Genomic DNA, 21,809 nt, shown 5'->3' with positions numbered 1-21,809 from the left:
CTGTTGGTCAAGGGATCGCAAGACCGTTCAGGGTTTCGTGAAGAAGTTCCTCGGACAGTTCAGCAAAATGCGCGGTTGCTGTCCAAAGGATGCCCATTTTTATGGCGCGATCGGGATAGATTTGACGCAACGCCGCAAAATAAGCTGCCATTTGTCGCAGGACGCCAAGTGGCGTTTGTGAGGGAATATTCGGAACGACATGATTTGACTTATAGTCAATCGCCAAGACTTCGGTGTCGGTGATAATCAACCGATCAATTGTGCCGTGGATACGGCCGATACCTGGCAAATCAGCTGTGATGTCGATTTCTGTCAGCGCGTCAGGGTGCCAGAGCGCCGCAAGTTCTGGATGCTCCAATAGCGCGATAACCTCGTCCACAAGATCGGCGTCTTGGTTGTTCACTACGCGCAGCCCCAATGCATGGCGCGCGTTTGGTGTGGTTTGCGGCAGGTATTCAAGCAAGCGGTGAATTTTAGTCCCGCGTTCTAGCGCGTCTTCATGATCCATTTTGGCTGGATCGCCGGGCATGACTTTGGCGCCTTCAAATTCAGATGGAGAAATTGTTGTGCTGATCTTTGGTTCGGGGATGGCGCCGAATGTGGGCATAGCGATTTCAACCATTGGCTTCGGATCAGGCAGATACAGTTCGCCGCCATCCCAGTCTAAATGCGCTACCCGGCGCACGTCCATGCCATCAATTTGTACGTCGCTATCGCCACGCGCGGCCATGCCATCGGCAACGATATTGTACCAGCTGTCATCCCCGTCACCGACATCCCCAGCGGCACCGACAATCAGCCATTTTTCGGCCCGTGTCATTGCCACATACAAAAGCCGCATGCGTTCGCGGACCTGTTTGGCAACAAAATCTTCGCGGATGTCTTGCATCACAGTGGCAGAGACCTGCGCCGGGGTTTTCCAAACAACGTGGTCGCCAACTGGAAGTAATTCGTCACGCACATCGACGCGTCGTTTGGCTGTATCCGGCAAAATAACAATCGGGGCTTCAAGCCCTTTGGAGCCGTGCACCGTCATCACCCTGATTTGGTCGCCTTGGCTGTCCATCTGGCGTTTGACCTCAAGATCGTCGGTTTCCATCCACGTCAAAAACCCGGTCAGGCTCGGCACGCCGGTGCTTTCATAGGCGAGTGCCTGCGACAGCAAGGCATCGATCCCGTCTTCGGCCTCTGGCCCCAACCGCGCGAGCAGTTTGCGGCGTCCGTCATGACGGGTCAAAATGCGTTCAATCAAGTCATAGGGGCGCAAAAAATCCGCTTGATCTAGAAGGTCGTCAATAGCCGCATATGTGTTTGTATGTTTAGAACGTCTTAACTCCTGCCATAGAAGCGACTTCGCGGGCCGGTGGTGCGCCAACGTGAACAAATCCTGTTCGGACCAATCAAACAAAGGTGAACGTAGGGCCGCAGCCAATGACAGGTCGTCTTCGGGTAAGGCCAGAAAGTTCATCAAGGCGGCAAGATCTTTCACGGCAAGTTCGGCACCAACCCGCAAACGGTCAGCCCCTGCAATCTTGAGCCCAGCAGATTTACACGCGCGGATGATTTCGGAAAACAGATCGGACCGGCGCTGCACGAGGATCAAAAAATCGCCTTCAGTAATCAGACGGCGGTGATAGGTGCCGCTATTGCCAATTTCATCAGGCAAAGTTTCTTGCGCAATCATACGTTTGATTTGCGTCGCCACACGGTTGGCCAGCAATACGTTGTGATCCGTGTCGGACGGAAGATCGACGGGATCAAACCAGTTACGCGGATCATCAACGGCGGCTTTTTCAACGACGGGCCATAGATCAACGCGGCCGGGCATGTTTTCTTTGAACGCAACATGGGTCAGGTGGTCGTCCATTCCGGCAGTGCGGTCCCCGGTGAATGTGGCATCAACGACCGATAGAATGGCTTGCGAAGACCGGAATGAATGGTCAAGCGATGTGACTTCAAACGGCTTTTCAACTGCCTGATGTGCGCACTGAAAATGCGATTTCATCGCATCGAAAGCTGCAGGGTCTGCGCCCTGGAACGAGTAGATTGATTGTTTTTTATCACCAACAACAAAAACAGTCCGGGCGCGATCTGGGTGCGCGCCTTCGCCACTGGCGAATTCTTGGGTCAATTGTTCGATCACGGCCCATTGTGTTGGGCTTGTGTCTTGGGCTTCGTCGACCAGCACGTGGTCAATTCCGCCATCCAAACGAAACAGCACCCATTGCGCGACATCGCGGTCGGTTAATAGGGCTTTGGCCTTGCGAATAAGATCGTCAAAATCCAAAGCACCCATCATTAGTTTCCGCTGTTCGTAGGCGGGCACAAAAACACTGCCAAAACGGTAAATCGCAAGCGTGCGTTCGAGGGCAAGTAGGTTCAGGCGATCTTCGCGTGCGTCTTGGAGGTTGATCATAAGTGCTTCGACATCGTCCATCAGCTCTGCATGGGCGTCGCGTGTGGCTTTGGTTGGAAATTTGCCGACCTTTGCGCCAAACGGCTGCTTGGCGGTGCTGCCAAACAGAAACACACCCTCTAAAAGCGCAAGGTCGCTGAGCGCTGCCGGAGCCGTTTTTGCGACCTTATCAAGCTGCGCAGCTGCTTTGGTCTCGGTCGCGCTGCCTTTCCGGCAAATCGCGGCAAGCTGGTGGACCGCATTAAGCGCAGATTGGTTCAAAATCTGCGACACGAGTAGATCTGCCGATAAGCTGGGATCAACGCCCAACAGATCGCAAATCGCGTCGCGCGGCATATCGCGCGCGAAAGCCTCTCGCTTTTGCGCCACTTCAGCCGTCAAAGATGACAGTTCCGCGCCAGTAAAATAGCGCAGCAGATCGTCGATAATCGGGGCGTGGTCACCCGTGACCAGTTCATCCATCACCTCGGCGCGTAAAATCTCGCTCGCGCGGTCCTCCATTTCACGAAATTGCGGACTGACTTGGGCTTCAAGCGGGAAACGTCGCAGAACGCCGGCACAAAATGAGTGAATGGTCTGAATCTTCAGACCGCCGGGCGTTTCAATCGCGCGGGCGAACAGGGTCCGGGCCTCGCGCAATTGTTGGTCATCAATCAGACGGTCAACGCCAAGCGATTGCAAATCTGCGCGCAAATCCGCATCGGCCATCATTGCCCATGCACCTAGCCGTTTAAACAAACGGTTCTGCATCTCGGCCGCGGCGGCTTTGGTATAGGTCAAACACAGGATGTTTTGTGGCGATACTTTTTCCAACAACAACCGCGCCACGCGATCTGTCAGCACGCGGGTTTTGCCGGACCCAGCATTGGCAGAAAGCCATGTGGATGTTTGCGGATCGGCAGCATCAACTTGGCGTTGGGAGGCTGCATCGCGGATCATGTCAGCACCAGTGGTTTTGGATCGTCACTTGTGTCCCATTCGCCAAAGCGCGACAGGTGATCATATGGGCTGTAGTCGGTTTTCGAAAACAAGGCGATGCGGGCGGTATACCCACGGTCGATACGCTGCCAATGCGCAAAAAGCGTCTCTAACTCTGCCCAAACCTGATCAGGAGGGTTTTTCGCTAGCGGCGCCGCGCTCGTTTTCATTGTTGCATTCACCCCAATAAATGTCGCCGCTTGCACGGGTTTTATTCCGATATCGGTAAAGGCCCCGCGTTCCACCATCGCAGCTTCAAGCAAAAGCTGTTTGTCAAAATTCTCTTGCTGTTTTTCGCTTGGAACGACGCCTGTTTTGTAGTCATAGATCAACGCTTGCTCGTCTGGGGTTATGTCGATCCGGTCGGCCATGCATGTTAGCTTTACCCCAACGTTGGGAACCATAATCGCACCCCGTTTTTCGATAACGCGGTTGTCAGATAGTGTTTGGCGTGTGACCTCATCCGCTAAAAATGCGTCGGCGGATTTATCCATACGGGCGATCCATTGCGCGCGGATCGTAGGCCAAGGGCATTTGGCGGTGAAACAATCACGGGCGATATTCATCAATGCGTCCCGATCATCAGGTGCAAAGCCGCCCGCGATAAATTTTTCCAAGACTTCGTGCACAATCGTCCCACGCAGCGGTGCGTCAGCTGTGGGTGCAAGCGGATCAAGCGGATTAAGGCGCAGCACTTTGCGCGCATAAATCGCAAAAGGATCGCGGATCAGCGTTTTAATCTGTGTCACTGAAAGCTGATCTGGTCGCGCGTTTAAGGGCGGGCAAGGCGACGGACGCGATGCTGGTTCACTACGGTGATCTGCGCGTGAAAGAGCGGCAGCCATATCGGACCATTTGCGCCCGCGATCTAACATCGCATCTAAAGCGACCACACCGTTTTGCTGCGGTAAGCCGCGTAAGAGGTTGGTTAATCTATTCACCCAGCGCGATGGCACGGTTTCAGCATCCGACGACCGTTTTGCACGGGTAATCCAAACCTCTTTGGCTGCGATAGCCTGTTGATAATCATGAGCTGATAGACCGATCAATCGTTCTGGCAATGGCAACCCCGCCTTGGCGCGCATCACACGGTTAAGCCAAGGATCGGGTGTTGGGGATTTTGGCCAAATCCCGTCATTCATGCCGCCTAAAATTGCAAGGTCAACGCCCTGCACGCGGGCTTCGAGCGTACCCCAGATGAGAATCTGCCTATGGTTCTTGTTGTGTTCAGGTACAGTGCCTTCGGAAAGAATCGCACCAAAGAGTGCCGCGTAGTCCTTGCTTTGCATCTCGCCTGCGTACGCTGCGTTTTGGGCAATTTCATCGCGAGTTTTACGCGCCGCGCGGCCAGCGGCCTCTTGCCATAATGCACCGGCTTCGCCGCCCGCAGGCCCTGCGCATAGGCGTTGGGTCAGATCAATATGCGTTGCAAGGTGATCGGCCAGCGGCACTTCGCGTGGGGTGGCGAAATCGAAAACCGTATCGGCCAACCATTTGGCCCAATCGTCGCGCCCTTCGCCAAGCTTCGCCCAATCACGGAGCGTTTCAGGCGTAGGAAAGGGTGGACCGTTGCGCCGTAGATAGAGTTCGAGTTCGCGCGCGTGGCGCAAATGCGGCCCGCGTTCGGTGTCGGTCGAGTTACACAAAGGATGCTTGAGCAAGACCAACAGCATTTCACCGGTCAGTGGTTTGCCCAGCATATCCGCCACATGGCGCAGCATTCGGCCCGGTGGCGATAATTGCAACGGTGTGCCGGCACTGTCGTCGGGGCGAATATCCCAGCGATCCAAGGCTGCGGTCACCTGTCTGGTTAACATCCGATCAGGCGAGATCAGCGCAGCGGTGATTCCATCCTCTACGGCTTGGCGTAAACGTAGCGCGATTGTCTCGGCCTCTGCACGGGGTGATGCGGCTTCGACCAAGGTTAATCCTTTGGTCGCTACCGAAAGGTCGCCAAGGTCCGGCCCCTCTGTCAGCCATTGGCTGGTGACGGGTGCGGGTCTTAAAGATAATGAAATCAGCTTGTTGCGTTCAGGGTGCACAGGTGAAACATCTGACCAATTTTGTACATCTTCACGCTGAAACTCCATCATATCCATCAAGCGCCGGAACCGAAATTGTGGGTGATCTTCGGCGGTGATTTCATCGTCCATCGCGTGCCAGACCGGATCAGGCAGGTCAAAGTCAAACCCGGGCAGGATAATCGCCCCTTGGGGCAATGCCGCGACAGCTTGCATAAAAAGCGCGGTCGCGCCACGCGATCCAGTTGAACCGGCCACGATAATCGGGTGCGTTGGCGGGGTTTCAGCCCATTTTTGCGCAAGCGCTTCAACAACCAATCTTTGACGGGATTCCTTGTCTGGGGCGTCTTGCGCGGTGCCAAAATATGCTGAAATAATCTGAATAAACGCAAGCGACCGCGCCCAGTGCCCAGATTGATCCGAGACATCAAGATTGGCAATCGTATCAGGGCTGACGCCTTCTCCCTGCATTTCGTCCATCAGCTTTGCAAGACTATCCGACAGGTCATAAAACGCGGCGCGTGGCGCGATATCGGGCTGTTGTTCGATCAGTTTTGCGACGGCTTGCAGCAGTTCAAACCTTCGGCGTAGTGGAGAAATTGCTTTGGGGACGTCTATCCGAGGATCATCTGAAAGCTCTGATAGGAGCTTTATTTTCGGAAAGAGTCGTGCTGGACCGGAGACGAATATACCTCTTATTCGACTCTCCATGCGCGCGGTGTTGACGTAAATTTCGGTGCGTGCCCAGTCGTGCAGCGACATATCGCGCCCTCGCGTCACCAGCCCATCGACCAGTGATTGCGCGAAATCCACGCCAAGGGCGCTGCCGAAAATGCGGGGGCTGTCGGTGGGATTAAACATGCAACATCGCCTCGGCGACAGGGATGCTTGAGGGTTGGCCGACGTCGCACCATTGGCCGTCATACTTTACGCCATAAAGCCCGCCGCGTGTGGCAATATCATTCCACGCGAGATTGAGCGAAAAAGAAAGATCATCAATGTGATCAATCGTTTCCGTGCGGATCATCTGCACCCCAGTATAAATCATGTCGGGGGCGCGGTGCAGCCGGTTTTCAGCACCCAACCGAAAATCGCCTTTGCCTAAATGGCCATGTACATTGCGTTTTTCGACCACCAAAAGCAGCGCTTCCATATCATCGTGCCAAGCGTTCAACACCGTTTCAATCGGGTTTGGCCCGCGCCAAACGGCGTCGGTGTTCATGGTTAACGTGGGGCTTGCACCTAACAACGGCAGGGCATGGCGCAATCCGCCGCCTGTGTCGCGTAGCAAGTCAGTCTCATCTGAAATTGCAATACCTCGTCCGGCCAAATGCGCGTGCATTTGATCAGCACAGTAGTGCACATTCACGACCTTGTTTCCGACCGCCGATATCTGAGTGAACGCGAGTGCGTGATCAATTAAAGGTTTACCCGCGACCTTCACCAATGGCTTCGGCATGGTCTTGGTTAACGCGCCCATACGTGTGCCTAGCCCGGCCGCGAATAAAAGAATGGGTGTTGTCATCTGCGTAACCTGATCAATGTGGCCTCATCTGGCGTGGGAAGCGTATCGCGTACCGCTTGATCTAGCTGCTTCAGCGCGGGATGCCGCAGATCAGCCATTAAATTCGCCCAGACGCGCGGGATTAAATCAATATAGCGTTTTTTGCCCATGACCTTTGATAGGCGTGCAAACACGCCCAAAATGCGCAGATTTCGCTGGGCACCAAGACAGGCTAATTGTGCCGGAAATTCGCGACTAGCTTTGGTCTTGGCCATAAAATATGCGGTGATTTCTTGCGCAAGCGCAGGGTCAATATCGCGCCGGACATCGCGCAAAAGCGATGCCAAATCATAACCTGTTGGTGCGATAAATGCGTCTTGATAATCAAGCAACCCCACCCGTGCGAGGCCGTGCTGATCTGGCCGCCAGATTAAGTTTTCCGCATGGTAATCGCGCAGAGATAGCGTGTCGGCGACAGGGGCAAGAACATCCATAGCGCGTTGCATTTCTTGGGTGAGGTCGGGTGTCGGCTTTGCTGCGTAGAACTCGCCGGTGATTTCGACCATTTGTGCGCCGACTTCTGGTGTCATATGGATAAGGTCATCGGGCGCAGGTGTGTTTTGCAAATGCACCAACACTTCTGTCGCGGCGCGGTAAAGCCCCAAAGATTCTGTTGGGTGTTGTTTCAGCCATCCCGCGAAGTCATCCGGGCCTAGATCCGATAAAATCATGATTCCAAGAGTTTTATCGTGTGCCAATACGTCAGGTGGGCTTAGATTTATATCCTGCAATAGTTTCGTGATACGCGCGAAAGGTTCCGTTAATGCGCCGTTTTCGGGCGGTGCGTCCATCAAGATGACTTGAGATCGACCATTGCTTAACCGTTCATACCGGCGGCTTGATGCGTCGCCGGCCAGTGCGAGGCGCTGCCAATTGGCCCACTCAGAATTCGTTAGAAATCTGTCGATGAGATCGGCGCGCCCGGTCATAGCACGCCCTCTAATCGGTCGGCCCAAGCGGCGGACGTGGTGATTTCAACGCTATGCGCGGTGTCGCCTGCGTGAAATTTCATCTGCAAGGCGGTGCTTGGCGCATCTGGGCCTAACCGATCCGGCCATTCAATGAGGCAAATTGCGGTGGCAAAGGCTTCGTCCAGACCAAGTTCAAAAATTTCATCTGGGTGGGTTAAACGGTAAAGATCGCAATGCCAGATGTCACCTGACGGATCATCATAGGTTTGTACAAGCGTAAATGTCGGCGACGGCACGTCTTCCATTCGGCCAAGTCTTGCACGGATTAACGCGCGCGAAAAAGCGGATTTTCCAGCGCCGATTTCGCCGGATAGCAATAAAGTATCGCCGGGAGATAAAATGCCCGCGATGCGCTGGGCGAGTTTTACGGTCTCTGTTTCGGTTGGAAGTGCAATGGTAGTCATGGCGAAACACTATTGCTTGTCACCGCGTCTGCAAGGTGAAATCAGCGTTTTCCAATCTGGATCGCAGGGTCGCGCATCATCAGTTTCTGAATTTCTGGCTTCACCTTGGCGGTTGTTGTAAACCGAACCAGCGTTTTGCCAGCGGCAATTGGGTTGGTGTGGCAGGTCAATTGGCGACCATCATCCAGAAATGTTGTATCGCTCCACGCGTCACGTTGACCGGCTTGATGGATGAAACTGCGTATGCGTGACCAAATCTGTGTGTTTGTGCTGTAGTTTTTCCAGACTTTCATTTCAGTTTGGAGCGACCGTTGTTCGTGGTAAACGGCTGGATTTGTTTGCCAAAAATCCGTGTACGCCTGATTGGAAATCAGCAACGTTCCCGCAGCTGAAAATACTGCAACCGCATCCGGCATAGCGTCCAACACAGCTTGCCCAGTTTCAATGTCGTCACGAAACCTGCGGGCGAGCGAAACTTCGGCGCTAATATCTTCGAACATAAACGCAAATGCCCCGTCAGGATGTGGACGCCCCGAGACCCGGTAGGTTTGCCCATCCGGAAGCGCCCATGTTTCGCGATAGCTTCCGTCTTTTGCCGCCTCCTCGACAGCAGTAAATTTTGCGCGCCAATTCGCGTAATTCTTGGGTTCCGGCAGCATCCGTTTTTCGCGTAGCCTGTCTAAAACTGTGTCAAGCGTTGGCCGATTGCTCAGAAATTCGAACTGTAACCCGGTGAGATCAAGGATCGCCGGATTAAACGTGGTCAATCGACGGTTCTTGTCGAAAACGGCTAACCCACAAGAAAGCTCTGCAAATGTTTTCCCTAAGGTTTGCTTGAAATTCTGTCGCTCGCGTTCGGCGCGCACGATTCCATTTGCGTCGCTTGCGTAGTGTAAAAAACCAGCGTTAAACGGGGTGCTAGTGATGTCAAACCAATGCTCGGTTGATTGGTCGTGTGACTTTACGGAAAGGCGACGCGCCCCCGTTGTGCCCGCCCCAAGCGTTTCGTGCAGGCCGGGGAATATTGACGTGCTAGGCCAGGTTTTTGGGGCGCCTTTGGCGGGCGAAAGCATGCTATCGGCGAATGTAAGGTAGGTTTGATTTGCCCATAAAAGTCTCCCATCGGACGTTTCTTGCCAAACCAATTGTGGGCTGTGCTGGGTTAGGTCGCGTAGCATCGCAAGTTCGGATAGCTGAATTTCTTGCGCGATCGTCGCTTTTTTTTCGATACAAAGTTTGCCGTGGGTTCCGTTGACAACAATGCGCGTGCGGCCGCCCGTTTCATTGATTTCAATCCAGATCGAATCTGTCGTCACCCCGTCGATTCGTGTTTTCGTGGCGGGCGGATTTTCAGTGATCTGCCGTAGATTGGGGACATGTGGCGCAAGCAGCTGGACAAGCGCATCTAGGTCTGACAGGCCATCTGTACCACCAGAAAACAATGCCGTGGCTTGGGGTGTCGCATCAACTAAGTCACTATCATGAAAAAGAAATATAGCTTTGTCATCGAATGGGGGCGTGGACAATTCAAGTTGTCGATTAAGGTACCGCAGGTCACGCCGAGACTTGAAGGTAACGGCACATAAGAGCACCAAGCAACAGCCCATAGCTGTGGTCACGAAGAAGCTAACGACCATCTGACGACGTCCCCATTAAAACTGAGGATGAACATCGCTAATTGAGGTTAATGCGAGGTTAAGCGTGATCCCGGACTTATGTACCAGCGCTGTTTTGTTGGTTTTCACCCAAGGGTGTGCTTGCGCGGTCGCCGCTATTTGGCAGTGCATCGCGCGTCCAAGTAACGTCAATGACGGCTCCGCTTTCACCCAAGCCAGCCCTGCGGCTGTTCGCAAATGCAAGCCGAGCGCCAGAGCGTTCCAAAAGGGTCTTGGCGATAAACAACCCTAATCCCATGCCCTTATAACCGGGGCGCGTCGCATTTTCGGATTGTCGGCGTTGTCGCACGTAAGGGTCGCCGATCCGCCCGATGACAGACCCAGGAAACCCCGGACCATCGTCTGAAATGCGTACATTCAGGGTGGTGTTTGTCCAAGTTAGGGCGACGCAGACTTCGGTCTGCGCAAAATCGACGGCGTTTTGGATCAGATTGCGCAGACCATGGATGATTTCGGGGCGCCGCGCGATGGTCGGCTGATCTTGGGATGTATCGATTTGAAATTGCACATGTTTACCGCGCTCCATATGTGGCTCTGCGGCTTCGCGTACAACGGCCTCCAACGGTGCGTGGCGCATGTGCAAATCGTCTTTTCCGGCGCGCCCCATTGAATGCAAGATGTCGCGACATCGGTCGGCCTGTTGGCCGATAAGGCTGGCATCCTCAAACAGATCGGGATGATCGCCGAGGTCTTCTTTCATTTCACTCGCAACAAGTTTGATTGTTGCCAGAGGTGTGCCGAGCTCATGCGCCGCGGCCGCCACAACGCCTCCAAGATCCGTGAGCTTTTGTTCACGCGCGAGCGCGAGTTGCGTGGCGACCAGAGCTTCGCGCATGGCATGCATTTCGGTGGTGACTTGGCGCGCGTAGACCGACAAGAACACGATCCCAATGACGATCGAGGCCCAAAATCCGAATTGAAATATCCCAGGAAGCACCAAAACCGTGCCATCAGACATCGTGATTGGCATATGTAATTGGCTGATTGTCGTGATGATTGTGATGGCCGTTAGCCCAAGAAAAACCGTCGTGCTCAGGTGGAGAACAGTGGCGGCAATCGTGACGGGCGCCAACATCAACATCGCAAAAGGGTTATTCAGCCCGCCTGCGATGGCCAACAAAAGACCAAGCTGCACCAAATCAAAAACCAGCCAAAGCGACGCGCCACGCTCAGAAAGCCGAGTGTTTTCGGGATATCCAACGGTCGCGACAAGATTGGCAACAACAGAAACCCCGATAAATAGGGTGGCAAGACCAAGGTTGATTTGAAGACCGTAGACCATGCTAACCATTAGAATTGCGGCGGTCTGCCCCATCGTCGCGACCCAGCGCAGGGACGTCAGCGTGCGCAGCCGTATCCAATTGCTACGTTGCTGCTGTTGAAACTGGCTAAAGTCAGAAACAGACATATGTGTGATCCCGTTGGCAAGGTAGATCATTGATAAGCAGCGCCGCTTGGGGGATCAATGCGTGAATAGGGAAAGGGACGTAGATGTCTAAATTGATCGCAGTACTTGCAGGAACAACGGTTGTGGGCGTGCTTGGCACGACCTTTGCGATCACCCAGCTGGTGCCAGTACCCGATTGTGTTGCAATGGTCGGAAGTGACACCGGCGGGCCGTTTACCTTGCGTAGCGAAACCGGGGCCATTGTGACGGATCGCGATGTGATCGTTGAGCCTACATTGATCTATTTCGGCTATACGTTCTGCCCCGATGTTTGCCCGCTCGACAATGCGCGCAACGCAGCGGCAATTGATATTTTGGCTGACCAAGGGCTAAGCGCGACACCAGTGTTCATCTCAATCGACCCAGATCGCGATAGCGTGGATGTGGTGCGTGACTATGCCGATAATTTTCATCCTAAAATGATCGGGCTCACGGGAACGGACACACAGGTCGCAGCTGTATCGCAAGCCTATCGCACATTTTATCAAAAAGAGGACGGAGACCCGGATTACTATCTGATCACCCATTCGACTTCGACCTATTTGGCGCTTCCGGAATCCGGTGTTGCAGCCATATTCGGACGCGACGACAGCGCAGAGCACGTTGCTCAGGTCGCCGCGTGCATGATCACAGGTTGACGAAGGGTGCTATAAACCTACACTTAGGCGGACACTAGCGAGGAACGCACCATAATGACCGAGCCATTGGATCTGGGCGACGATAAGAGCCTTCTTCTTGTTGATGATGACGAAGCGTTCTTGCGGCGACTGGCCAAGGCGATGGAAAAACGCGGATTTGCTGTTGAAACGGCTGAATCTGTGGCGGCTGGCAAGGCAATCGCAAATGTGCGCCCGCCAGCCTATGCCGTTGTTGATTTGCGGCTAGAAGATGGGAACGGGTTGGATGTGGTTGAACTGCTGCGTGCAAAGCGTCCCGAAAGTCGGATTGTCGTTCTGACTGGATATGGTGCGATTGCAACTGCGGTGGCGGCTGTAAAAATTGGCGCGACTGACTATTTGGCGAAACCTGCGGACGCTAATGATGTGACAAATGCATTATTGGCAGGTGATGCGGCCCTTCCTCCACCACCAGAAAACCCAATGAGCGCGGACCGCGTGCGTTGGGAACATATTCAACGGGTGTATGAACTGTGTGATCGCAATGTGTCTGAGACGGCGCGCAGGCTTTCGATGCACCGCCGGACGCTGCAACGGATTTTGGCAAAACGCAGCCCGCGCTAAAGCGCTTTCAACAGCCATTTCTTAAATGTCTTAACTCTGTCCGATAGAACGCCGGGCGGATGAATGATGTAATACCCAATTCGTTCAGGTTGGGTTTGGCTTAACGCGACAAGCCGCCCATCCTTGATATCATCGCTTACCAATGCGCTGGCTGCGATGGTTATGCCGCCGCCTGCCCGTACGGCAGATAGGGCCATGCCCAATGTGGAAACGGTGACAGATTTTTGTGAGGGCCCGATTAACCCAGCCTCGCGGACCCAGCGTTGCGATTCCTGATGAGCGTCTTCGAAAAACCATGTTGCGCCGGATTGTGCGATTTGATCGGTTTTGACAATGCCCGGCGCCGCAACAACCGTATAGTCGGCGGCAAGCAGATGCGTCGTTTCAAGCCCCGGCCAGTTTCCATCACCGTATCTGATGCCAACATCAAACCCGTCTTTGCGCAGATCTACAAGCTTGTTGCTTGGAACAATGGACAGAGCGATTTCAGGGTACTTGGCCCAAAATTTCCCGATTCTTGGCATCAGCCAGCTTTCTGCAAAGTTATGGGTTGCGGTGATCGACAGCGGTCGGGCGTCCACATCGGCGCGCACGGATTTTACACCTGCAATAATTTGCCCGAACCCATCCGAAAGCGCATCAGCCAAACGCGCACCCGCATCCGTTAGCACCACTCCGCGCCCCTGACGTACGAGCAATGATGCCCCAAGGTCGGATTCGACAGAACGCACGTGTTGGGCGATAGCGGCGTGGGTGACGTTTAGTTCACGGGCGGCTTGCGAAAAAGACCCCGCGCGGGCAGCCGCATCAAAGGCACGCAGCGCCGAAAGCGAAGGGACATCACGCCAGTTCATATGAAAGCTCAACTAACATAATGAAAATCTTACAGAGTCGCATAAACACTGCAATCCTTTTATTTGTTCATCATCAACATTCAGAAAGGAATAGTCATGCTATCAATACTTTCCAACAGCTTCCTGACCGCAACACGCAATGCCCGCTGGGATGCGCCAGACAATTGGGTTCACGATGGACGTCCGCGCAAAACCTATGAAATCGAACGCAAAGAGGCCCAATTGCGCGCGCATGCACAAAGATCAAGCAAATCGTGACGAAACCAAGCTTTGCCGCCATGCTACACACGATGGCGGCAAAGCTGCGATGTTTTGATGCATCGCAGCATAGAATAATTGCCTTTAAGGTTGGTTTAGACTGCCCAGTACACTATATTTTATGCGACTGGGGCAAACAGTCATTGATCAGATCGAAAAAGGACAACGATCATGAAAACTATTACACTCGCCGCGACCTTGGCCGCACTTGCTTCTCCTGTGCTTGCCGAAGGTGATGCAGCAGCTGGCGAACAGCAATTTAACCGTCAATGCGTTGCTTGCCACGTTGTGCGTGACGATGCTGGCGAAGTGCTTGCTGGTCGCAATGCGCGCACGGGTCCAAACCTTTACGGGATAGATGGCCGCGCATTGGGCGCGATCGAAGACTTCCGGTATGGCGATGCGCTGGTTGCGCTGGGCGAGACAGGCGCAACATGGGATGAAGAATCATTCGTTGCTTATGTACAAAACCCAACAGCATATCTGCGCGAAGCAACTGGCGACGGCCGCGCCCGCGGTAAAATGGCCTATCAGGTCCGCGATGCACAGCAAGCGGCTGACATCTACGCATTCTTGGCGACGTTTTAACGCCAGCTAAACACCGATTGTTGCAGGGGCTACATTGGGAATCCAGTGCGGCCCCTTTACCTTTTTGCGGTCCATCCCCTCTTGAAACCGGCTAAAATCGGTGAAACCATTGGGGATGGAATATCACATCAAATCTTGGGCCGAATTGGCCCCCCGTTTGGTCGCTGTTGCCGCAGGGCGCGCGCATGCTGACCTTGTCATTTCTGGCGGTAAACTCGTTAACGTGCAGTCCCGCGAAGTGCTCGACGGGTGGCAAGTCGCCATTGCGGGCGGGCGCTTTGCCTATGTGGGTCCGGACGCCAGCCATTGTATTGGGCCAGATACAGAGATCATTGATGCGGCGGGCCGATATTTGATTCCGGGTCTCTGCGATGGGCATATGCATATCGAAAGCGGGATGCTGACCCCGGCTGAATTTGCCGCCGCGGTGATACCCCATGGTACAACAACGATGTTCACGGACCCGCATGAAATTGCCAACGTGCTGGGCCTGCGTGGCGTGCGCATGATGCATGACGAAGCCCTGATGCAGCCCATCAATATCTATACGCAGATGCCATCCTGCGCCCCCTCTGCTCCGGGGCTTGAAACAACAGGTTTCGAAATATCCGCCGAAGATGTGGCCGAAGCCATGGCGTGGCCCGGTATTATTGGTCTGGGTGAAATGATGAATTTCCCTGGTGTGATCAATGGCGATCCGCAAATGTTGGCCGAAATGGCTGCGACAATGAATGCGGGCAAAACCGTTGGCGGCCATTACGCCAGCCCGGACAAAGGCAACGCCTTTGCTGCCTATGTTGCAGGTGGCGCGGCTGATGACCACGAAGGCACCGCCGAAGCCGACGCAATCGCGCGGGTGCGGTTGGGCATGAAATCAATGATGCGGCTTGGGTCCGCATGGTATGACGTCGAAAGCCAGATCACAGCGATCACGGAACGTGGTCTTGATCCGCGCAACTTTATCCTTTGCACCGATGATTGCCATTCTGGGACGCTGGTGAACGATGGTCATATGAACCGCGTTGTACGCCACGCGATCGCGTGCGGCTGTGATCCGTTGATTGCGTTGCAGATGGCGACGATCAACACGGCCACGCATTTTGGCTTGGAACGGGAATTGGGGTCGATTGCGCCGGGGCGCCGGGCGGATGTAATATTGACGTCTGACTTAGTAACGCTGCCGGTAGAACGGGTGATTGCACGTGGTCGCACGGTTGCTATTGATGGTAAGATAACCGTCGAATGCCCACATTATGATTGGCCCACCGACGCGCGCCAAACCGTGAATATGGGCAAGGCGTTGGGCGGCGATGATTTCGCGATCACTGCCCCTGGTGGCAAGAATAAGGTTAAGGTCAAGGTGATCGGTGTCGTCGAAAACCAGGCCCCGACCGAAGCCCTTACCGCTGAACTTCCCGTTGTTGATGGGCTGGTCGAAGGCGCAGATGACACTTACCAGATCGCACTTGTTGAACGGCATCAAGGTACCGGTAAAGTCGTGAACGCCTTTGTCTCGGGCTTTGGATACACGGGTAATATGGCGATGGCCTCGACTGTGGCGCATGATAGCCACCATATGATTGTCGTGGGCACTGACCGCGACAACATGGCAGCAGCGGCCAATCGACTGGGTGAAGTCGGCGGTGGTGTCACCATCTGGAAAGATGGCAAAGAACTGGCGCTGGTTGAACTGCCAATTGCGGGGCTTATGTCTGATCAACCTGCCGCTCAGGTTGCGGCGAAGGCCGATGAAATGGTTGCTGCCATGAACGCATGTGGCTGCACCTTAAACAACGCCTATATGCAACATTCGCTTTTGGCGCTTGTTGTCATCCCCTCGTTGCGGATTTCTGATCTGGGGCTGGTGGACGTTGAGAAATTTGAATTGACTGATTTATTTGAGGACGACCTATGAACAATACCCAACAGGTCAAGACCCGGACACCCGATGTGCCCGGCCACGAAGCGTTTACCGATGCAAAAGCCGCCGTCGCGCGGTTGCGGTCCCTGTATGATACCGCCGCAGGGTTTTTGTCAGCGCGTTTCCAAGAAGCCATGGACGCCGGCCAACCCGAAACCCGCGTGCGCGCCTATTACCCTGAAATTCGCCTGACCACGACAACTCACGCCAAGAAGGATACGCGCCTGTCGTTTGGTCATGTCGCGGAACCGGGAACCTATGCAACCACTGTTACGCGGCCAGACCTGTTTGAATCCTATCTGGAACAGCAGATCCAACTTTTGCTGAACAGTCATGGCGTACCGGTTGTTATTGGCCCATCCGATACGGTGATGCCTGTGCATTTTGCCGTCGCAAATGATCCAACATTAACTGTTCCCCAAGATGGGTCGCTGGATTTTAACCTGCGCGATAATTTTGACGTGCCAGACCTGTCGACAACGCATGATGCGATCGTGAATGGCGAAGGGTTCGCCTATCCTGACGGCGCACAGCCGCTTGCGCCCTTTACCGCTCAGCGGGTAGATTATTCACTTGCGCGGCTGTCACATTACACCGCGACCGCAGCCGAGCATTTTCAAAATCACGTGCTGTTCACCAACTACCAATTCTATGTTGAAGAGTTTGAAAACTATGCGCGGGCAATGTTGGCGGACGCTAACAGCGGCTACACCAGCTTTGTGAGTACGGGAAACGTGGAAATCACGGATGCGGACACGGTTATCGCTGAACCCGCAAAGCTGCCGCAGATGCCGACCTATCACCTCAAACGCGCGAATGGCGGCGGGATTACCTTGGTCAATATCGGCGTTGGCCCGTCGAACGCAAAAACCGCGACGGATCATATCGCAGTGTTGCGCCCACATGCGTGGTTGATGGTTGGGCACTGCGCTGGGCTGCGCAATTCGCAGCGACTTGGTGATTTTGTCTTGGCGCACGCGTATTTGCGTGAAGATCACGTGTTGGATGATGATTTACCCGTTTGGGTGCCGATCCCGGCATTGGCTGAAATCCAGATTGCGCTGGAAACTGCCGTGGCCGATGTGACCAAGCTTGAAGGTTACGAGCTCAAGCGGATTATGCGGACGGGCACAGTGGCGACGATTGACAATCGTAACTGGGAGTTGCGCGATCAGTCAGGTCCGGTGCAGCGGTTGTCGCAATCGCGTGCGGTCGCGCTTGATATGGAAAGCGCGACAATTGCGGCCAATGGTTTCCGGTTCCGGGTGCCTTATGGCACGCTGCTATGCGTCAGTGATAAGCCGTTGCATGGGGAGCTAAAGCTACCCGGAATGGCTTCTGGATTCTACAAAACACAGGTCGCGGCGCACCTGATGATCGGTATTCGGGCGATGGAACGGTTGCGTGAAATGCCGCTGGAACGTATCCACAGCCGCAAATTACGCAGCTTTGAAGAGACCGCATTCCTATAAAGTCGTAAAAAACGGGCGAAAAGTCGCTATTTTAACTTGAAAGTGCACACTAATCGTTGTGGTGTGCCACAACATACCGTTAAATGCGCGGGTAGAGGCCCCATAGGGCGGGCAATTAAGGGAGACCAGAAAATGGCGACTAAACCACTAACGAAGGCGCAACTTGTTGCTGCACTAGCTGAAGAACTTGGCACAGATAAAAAAGCAGCAGGCGCTGCATTGGACGCCGTGACAGGCATCATCACCAAAGAAGTTTCCGGCGGCGGTGCTGTGACGCTTCCTGGTGTCGGCAAAATTTATTGCCGTGAGCGCCCAGAGCGTATGGTCCGCAACCCTGCCACAGGCGAACAGATCAAAAAAGAAGCCGACAAGGTTGTCAAAATGACAATCGCCAAAGCGCTGAAAGACAGCGTGAACGGCTAAATCATTTGGCCTGATGCTGAATGTACTGTTTATAAGGGTCGCCCGGATCGGGCGGCCCTTTTTTGTGCGCGGTTTGGTGCGGCCGCACAATCGTATTGATACAATGTAATTGCGATCTTGGATTGACGTTTCTTGGGTGTTCAGCAAACGTCCCGCAATGGATATCAAAGCAATTCTCATGGGGCTCGCTTTTGCGGCGATGTGGTCTTCGGCCTTCACTTCTGCGCGGGTGATCGTGGAATATGCCCCGCCGCTTAGCGCTCTTGCGCTTCGGTTTTTCATTTCCGGGTTGTTAGGCGTCATGATCGCCTTTGCACTTGGGCAGTCGGCCAAGCTAACGCCCCGACAATGGACCGGTGTGTTGATCTTTGGCCTGTGCCAAAACGCTCTCTATCTGGGCCTGAACTTTGTCGCGATGCAAACCGTGCCTGCGTCATTGGCCGCAATTATCGCCTCGACAATGCCATTGCTTGTCGCGTTGGTTGGATGGGTGGTTTTCGGAACCAAGGTTCGGCCGCTAGGGCTAGCCGGGTTGGTCGCTGGGGTGATCGGCGTTGCCTTGATTATGGGTGCGCGGCTGCAAGGTGGTGTTGACCCATTTGGTTTGCTTTTATGTGTGATCGGAGTCGTATCGCTGACGGTTGCGACATTGGCCGTCATGGGTGCAGCATCAGGCGGAAATGTCTTGATGATCGTCGGGCTGCAAATGCTTGTGGGGGCGACGATCTTGGCGGGCCCGGCATTAATGCTTGAGGATTGGGTCGTCACTTGGAACTGGCAACTGATCGTGGCGTTCGTCTATACTACGCTGATCCCCGGTTTGGCGGCCACATGGGTGTGGTTCATGCTGGTGGGACGGATTGGCGCCGTCAAAGCATCGACATTCCACTTTTTAAACCCATTCCTAGGCGTGGCCATTGCGGCCTTGCTGTTGGGCGAAGCAATCGGCGTTTTGGATATCATCGGTGTTGTGATCATCGCCGGCGGGATTCTGGCGGTGCAATTGTCAAAGCAACCGGTTGCGCCTTAGCTGTTTGGTCTGACGCCATCAGGCGACCCTTGAACACTTGCGCCATAGCCGACGGGTAACATCCCGAACAAAAACGCCCCAAGGGCTGCCGCGAGAACGCATCTTTCCATCCCGAGACCGATTAATTTCTGACCTTCGTTACGCTTGAACGGAACGGTCAATGCACCAAGCAGTAGCTTGCCAATGCCGTAGACAAGATGTCGGTTCGTTTTTACCATCACACGAAAAGCATTTTGAATAACATTGCCATAGAGCCCCAGCCGTCGGTGTCGCCGTAGGATATGGTAGCCCGCCACTTGATTGCGGAGGCACCGTTTTAGATGATAGCTGAGCGTCGCGCGTTCACCATCCCAAGCTTCGTAGACAATTGAACCGGGGACAGATGCGGCAACATAGCCGTGGATGTGTTGAATGCGCAGAAAGAAATCAACGTCTTCACCACCGCTTTCATTAAAAAACGGATCAAAGCGCATACTCAGCCCGTCATCGTCCGCGAAAATGCGGCGATGGATTGCATAGTTGCCGCTGGAAAGGATCGAAGGGCGTTTGCCTTTGGTCAGCGATTGGAGTTGACGCGCCTGCCGGTACGGGCTGAGCGCGCCGTCATATTCATAGATACATTGTGCGATCAGCACCGGAGAGCTGTGCGTCTCAAAGCCATCAACCATTTCCGCCAGCCAGTTTTCATCGACCCATTCGTCGTCGTCGACGCCGATAAACCAAGTTGCCCCGCGTGCAGTGGCGGCGTCTAGCGCATGATTGCGCGCAAATACCAGACCCGCTTGCGGTTCATGTTCGACAGAAATGGGAAAGCGGGTTGCGGTACCATCTAGCGCAGGTTCTGCTGTAGGAACATCGTTGTTATCAATAACAACAATCTCAACGCTATACCCTGCGGGCATAGGTTGATCTTGGATGCCGTCAATTAAACGACGCAGCAGCGTGTTCCGCTGCCGCGTACATATACCGATCATAATATGTGGCTTTTCACCGATCATGATCGTTTCCTAGACCAATTTCAAAAGATGTAAATTGGTACTAAAAGCCTTAGTATAGGCCGCCGGTGTCATCATCATCGTCGTCGCCAGACAACGCTGCAGCGCCAACAAGGGCTGCGATGATAATTACGGGAATAACCCAGCTAGGGGCGCTTGAACCGACTGTTTCGGTGGGTTCCATAACAACGGGTGCGGTTTCAACAATCATATCCGCAACACCACCCGCATAAGCAGAGATGGCGGCAACAGTTGATGTGCCAAAGACGGCGGTAAATAGTTTCATTTTATATGCCTCAAATTTCGAACTCTATCACGCATGGCTGCGATATAAACCACGCGCCAAATTTGTTGCCGAATAACGAAAATAAGTCAATAATTACTAAGTATTTTAAGCCGCAATGGGTTTTTTGCAACAGCTATCATAGCTGCTACGCAAGGCGCAGTTATCCGATTTTCCCGCGTGTGCCAGCTGTTTGACCGCGATCCAAGAGCAGGTGATCCAAGATTACACAGGCCATCATCGCCTCTCCCACAGGCACTGCACGGATGCCGACACAAGGATCATGGCGGCCTTTGGTGATGACTTCCATCGGGGACCCATCCATGCGGATCGATTTGCGCGGGCTGAGGATAGATGATGTTGGTTTGACCGCAAAACGCACGACAATGTCTTGCCCAGTACTGATCCCACCCAAAATGCCGCCTGCGTGGTTTGAACTATACTCAGGCCCGTTTGGTCCCATAAAAATTTCATCCGCGTTGTCACGCCCTGTGAGCGATGCGGCGTTCATTCCTTCGCCAATCTCAACACCTTTAACGGCGTTAATCGACATCATCGCGGCGGCCAAATCAGTGTCTAACTTAGCATAAACCGGGGCACCGATCCCCGCCGGGACCCCGCGGGCGACAACTTCGATGATCGCACCAACTGAGTTATGATCGTCTTTGCGCAGCCAAGCCAAATAGTCGTTCCATTCTGCGGCGGCTTGCGCGTCTGGGCAGAAAAAATCGTTCTGATCGATCTGATCCCAGTCGATATTGGCACGATCAATGGCTTTGCTCCCCATTTGGGTCATGTAGCCTCTGATCTGGACGTTGGGCGCAATCGCTTTGATTGCTTCGCGCGCAACCCCACCAGCCGCAACCCGCGCAGCCGTTTCGCGCGCTGATGACCGACCGCCGCCACGATAATCGCGGATGCCGTATTTTTGGTGATAGGTGATATCCGCGTGACCGGGCCTGAAGGTGTTGGCAATATCGCCGTAATCCTTGGACCGTTGATCGGTATTGCGGATCATTAGCTGAATTGGGGTGCCGGTTGATTTGCCCTCAAACACACCGGACAGGATTTCAACCGCATCAGGTTCATTGCGTTGGGTTGTGTTTTTGTTCAGGCCCGGGCGACGTTTATCTAGCCATTGTTGCAGCATCGCCGCGTCAATTGGCACGCCGGGTGGGCAGCCATCAACGGTCGCGCCCAGTGCTGGCCCATGGCTTTCGCCCCAGGTTGTGAATTTGAAAAGGTGACCAAAACTATTCATCGACAT

19 protein-coding genes are annotated in these 21,809 nt (G+C 54.1%); 8 read left to right on the top strand and 11 right to left on the bottom strand.

All coding sequences use genetic code 11. From position 1 onward, the window contains the following. Positions 1 to 7 precede the first annotated feature (7 nt). The 7 genes from addA to regB all read right to left on the bottom strand — a co-directional run bounded on the left by addA (position 8) and on the right by regB (position 11,438). A complete protein-coding gene (addA, locus tag Yoon_RS11790; RefSeq protein ID WP_238112434.1) occupies positions 8 to 3,355 on the bottom strand; it encodes a double-strand break repair helicase AddA in 3,348 nt (1,115 codons plus the stop codon). Next, positions 3,352 to 6,276: a double-strand break repair protein AddB gene (addB, locus tag Yoon_RS11785; protein WP_238112433.1), complete on the bottom strand. Its 2,925-nt coding sequence runs from the start codon at positions 6,274 to 6,276 to the stop codon at positions 3,352 to 3,354. Before addB ends, addA begins: the two co-directional genes overlap by 4 nt. Beyond that, positions 6,269 to 6,940, bottom strand: a complete 672-nt coding sequence (locus Yoon_RS11780; protein ID WP_238112432.1) for a nucleotidyltransferase family protein — start codon at positions 6,938 to 6,940, stop codon at positions 6,269 to 6,271. The genes addB and Yoon_RS11780 overlap by 8 nt, the downstream gene beginning before the upstream one ends. Continuing rightward, the gene (locus Yoon_RS11775) at positions 6,937 to 7,908 is read right to left on the bottom strand and encodes an aminoglycoside phosphotransferase family protein (protein WP_238112431.1); all 972 of its coding nucleotides are present in this window, start codon (positions 7,906 to 7,908) and stop codon (positions 6,937 to 6,939) included. The genes Yoon_RS11780 and Yoon_RS11775 overlap by 4 nt, the downstream gene beginning before the upstream one ends. Continuing rightward, positions 7,905 to 8,354: a tRNA (adenosine(37)-N6)-threonylcarbamoyltransferase complex ATPase subunit type 1 TsaE gene (gene tsaE, locus Yoon_RS11770; RefSeq protein WP_238112430.1), complete on the bottom strand. Its 450-nt coding sequence runs from the start codon at positions 8,352 to 8,354 to the stop codon at positions 7,905 to 7,907. Before tsaE ends, Yoon_RS11775 begins: the two co-directional genes overlap by 4 nt. Positions 8,355 to 8,395: 41 nt before the next feature. Beyond that, on the bottom strand, positions 8,396 to 9,880 hold the full coding sequence (locus Yoon_RS11765) for a PAS-domain containing protein (RefSeq protein WP_238112429.1): 1,485 nt from the start codon (positions 9,878 to 9,880) through the stop codon (positions 8,396 to 8,398). A 187-nt stretch (positions 9,881 to 10,067) separates the two neighbouring features. Next, positions 10,068 to 11,438 (bottom strand): sensor histidine kinase RegB, encoded by a 1,371-nt coding sequence (gene regB, locus Yoon_RS11760; RefSeq protein WP_238112428.1) that lies wholly within the window; start codon positions 11,436 to 11,438, stop codon positions 10,068 to 10,070. Between the two features lie 83 nt (positions 11,439 to 11,521). Here regB and Yoon_RS11755 point away from each other — a divergent pair, with 83 nt between their 5' ends. After that, complete coding sequence (locus tag Yoon_RS11755) at positions 11,522 to 12,115, top strand: SCO family protein (protein ID WP_238112427.1); 594 nt, start codon at positions 11,522 to 11,524, stop codon at positions 12,113 to 12,115. Between the two features lie 54 nt (positions 12,116 to 12,169). Further along, entirely contained in the window at positions 12,170 to 12,718 is a 549-nt protein-coding gene (locus Yoon_RS11750) for an ActR/PrrA/RegA family redox response regulator transcription factor (protein ID WP_238112426.1), read from the top strand. Here the strand turns inward: Yoon_RS11750 and Yoon_RS11745 are convergent. Continuing rightward, positions 12,715 to 13,572 carry a LysR substrate-binding domain-containing protein gene (locus tag Yoon_RS11745; RefSeq protein WP_238112424.1) on the bottom strand — a complete coding sequence of 286 codons (858 nt, stop codon included), beginning with the start codon at positions 13,570 to 13,572 and terminating at the stop codon, positions 12,715 to 12,717. The two genes, Yoon_RS11750 and Yoon_RS11745, sit on opposite strands and share 4 nt — an antisense overlap. Positions 13,573 to 13,668: 96 nt before the next feature. Between Yoon_RS11745 and Yoon_RS11740 the strand changes: the two genes are divergently transcribed. From Yoon_RS11740 to Yoon_RS11715, 6 genes are all read left to right on the top strand, one after another. Further along, complete coding sequence (locus Yoon_RS11740; RefSeq protein WP_181820928.1) at positions 13,669 to 13,830, top strand: hypothetical protein; 162 nt, start codon at positions 13,669 to 13,671, stop codon at positions 13,828 to 13,830. A 171-nt stretch (positions 13,831 to 14,001) separates the two neighbouring features. After that, on the top strand, positions 14,002 to 14,418 hold the full coding sequence (locus tag Yoon_RS11735; protein WP_238112422.1) for a cytochrome c family protein: 417 nt from the start codon (positions 14,002 to 14,004) through the stop codon (positions 14,416 to 14,418). Between the two features lie 115 nt (positions 14,419 to 14,533). Next, entirely contained in the window at positions 14,534 to 16,333 is a 1,800-nt protein-coding gene (gene ade, locus Yoon_RS11730; RefSeq protein ID WP_238112421.1) for an adenine deaminase, read from the top strand. Next, positions 16,330 to 17,811, top strand: a complete 1,482-nt coding sequence (locus Yoon_RS11725) for an AMP nucleosidase (protein WP_238112419.1) — start codon at positions 16,330 to 16,332, stop codon at positions 17,809 to 17,811. Before ade ends, Yoon_RS11725 begins: the two co-directional genes overlap by 4 nt. Positions 17,812 to 17,943: 132 nt before the next feature. After that, the gene (locus tag Yoon_RS11720; protein WP_113778325.1) at positions 17,944 to 18,234 is read left to right on the top strand and encodes an HU family DNA-binding protein; all 291 of its coding nucleotides are present in this window, start codon (positions 17,944 to 17,946) and stop codon (positions 18,232 to 18,234) included. Between the two features lie 157 nt (positions 18,235 to 18,391). After that, positions 18,392 to 19,264, top strand: a complete 873-nt coding sequence (locus Yoon_RS11715; RefSeq protein WP_238112418.1) for a DMT family transporter — start codon at positions 18,392 to 18,394, stop codon at positions 19,262 to 19,264. On the opposite strand, the gene Yoon_RS11710 is transcribed toward Yoon_RS11715, so the two are convergent. The 3 genes from Yoon_RS11710 to aroC form a co-directional block, all read right to left on the bottom strand. Further along, positions 19,261 to 20,262 (bottom strand): glycosyltransferase family 2 protein, encoded by a 1,002-nt coding sequence (locus Yoon_RS11710; RefSeq protein ID WP_238112417.1) that lies wholly within the window; start codon positions 20,260 to 20,262, stop codon positions 19,261 to 19,263. The genes Yoon_RS11715 and Yoon_RS11710 overlap by 4 nt on opposite strands. Before the next feature lie 49 nt (positions 20,263 to 20,311). Next, positions 20,312 to 20,545, bottom strand: coding sequence for a hypothetical protein (locus Yoon_RS11705; protein WP_238112416.1), 234 nt, complete (start codon positions 20,543 to 20,545; stop codon positions 20,312 to 20,314). A gap of 160 nt (positions 20,546 to 20,705) precedes the next feature. Further along, positions 20,706 to 21,809 carry a chorismate synthase gene (gene aroC, locus Yoon_RS11700; protein WP_238112415.1) on the bottom strand — a complete coding sequence of 368 codons (1,104 nt, stop codon included), beginning with the start codon at positions 21,807 to 21,809 and terminating at the stop codon, positions 20,706 to 20,708.

The sequence above is a fragment of the Yoonia sp. I 8.24 genome (assembly GCF_022096995.1).
Lineage (GTDB): Bacteria > Pseudomonadota > Alphaproteobacteria > Rhodobacterales > Rhodobacteraceae > Yoonia.
The sequence above is the reverse complement of the archived record's forward strand: the minus strand, read 5'-3'. Positions and strand labels throughout refer to the sequence as shown.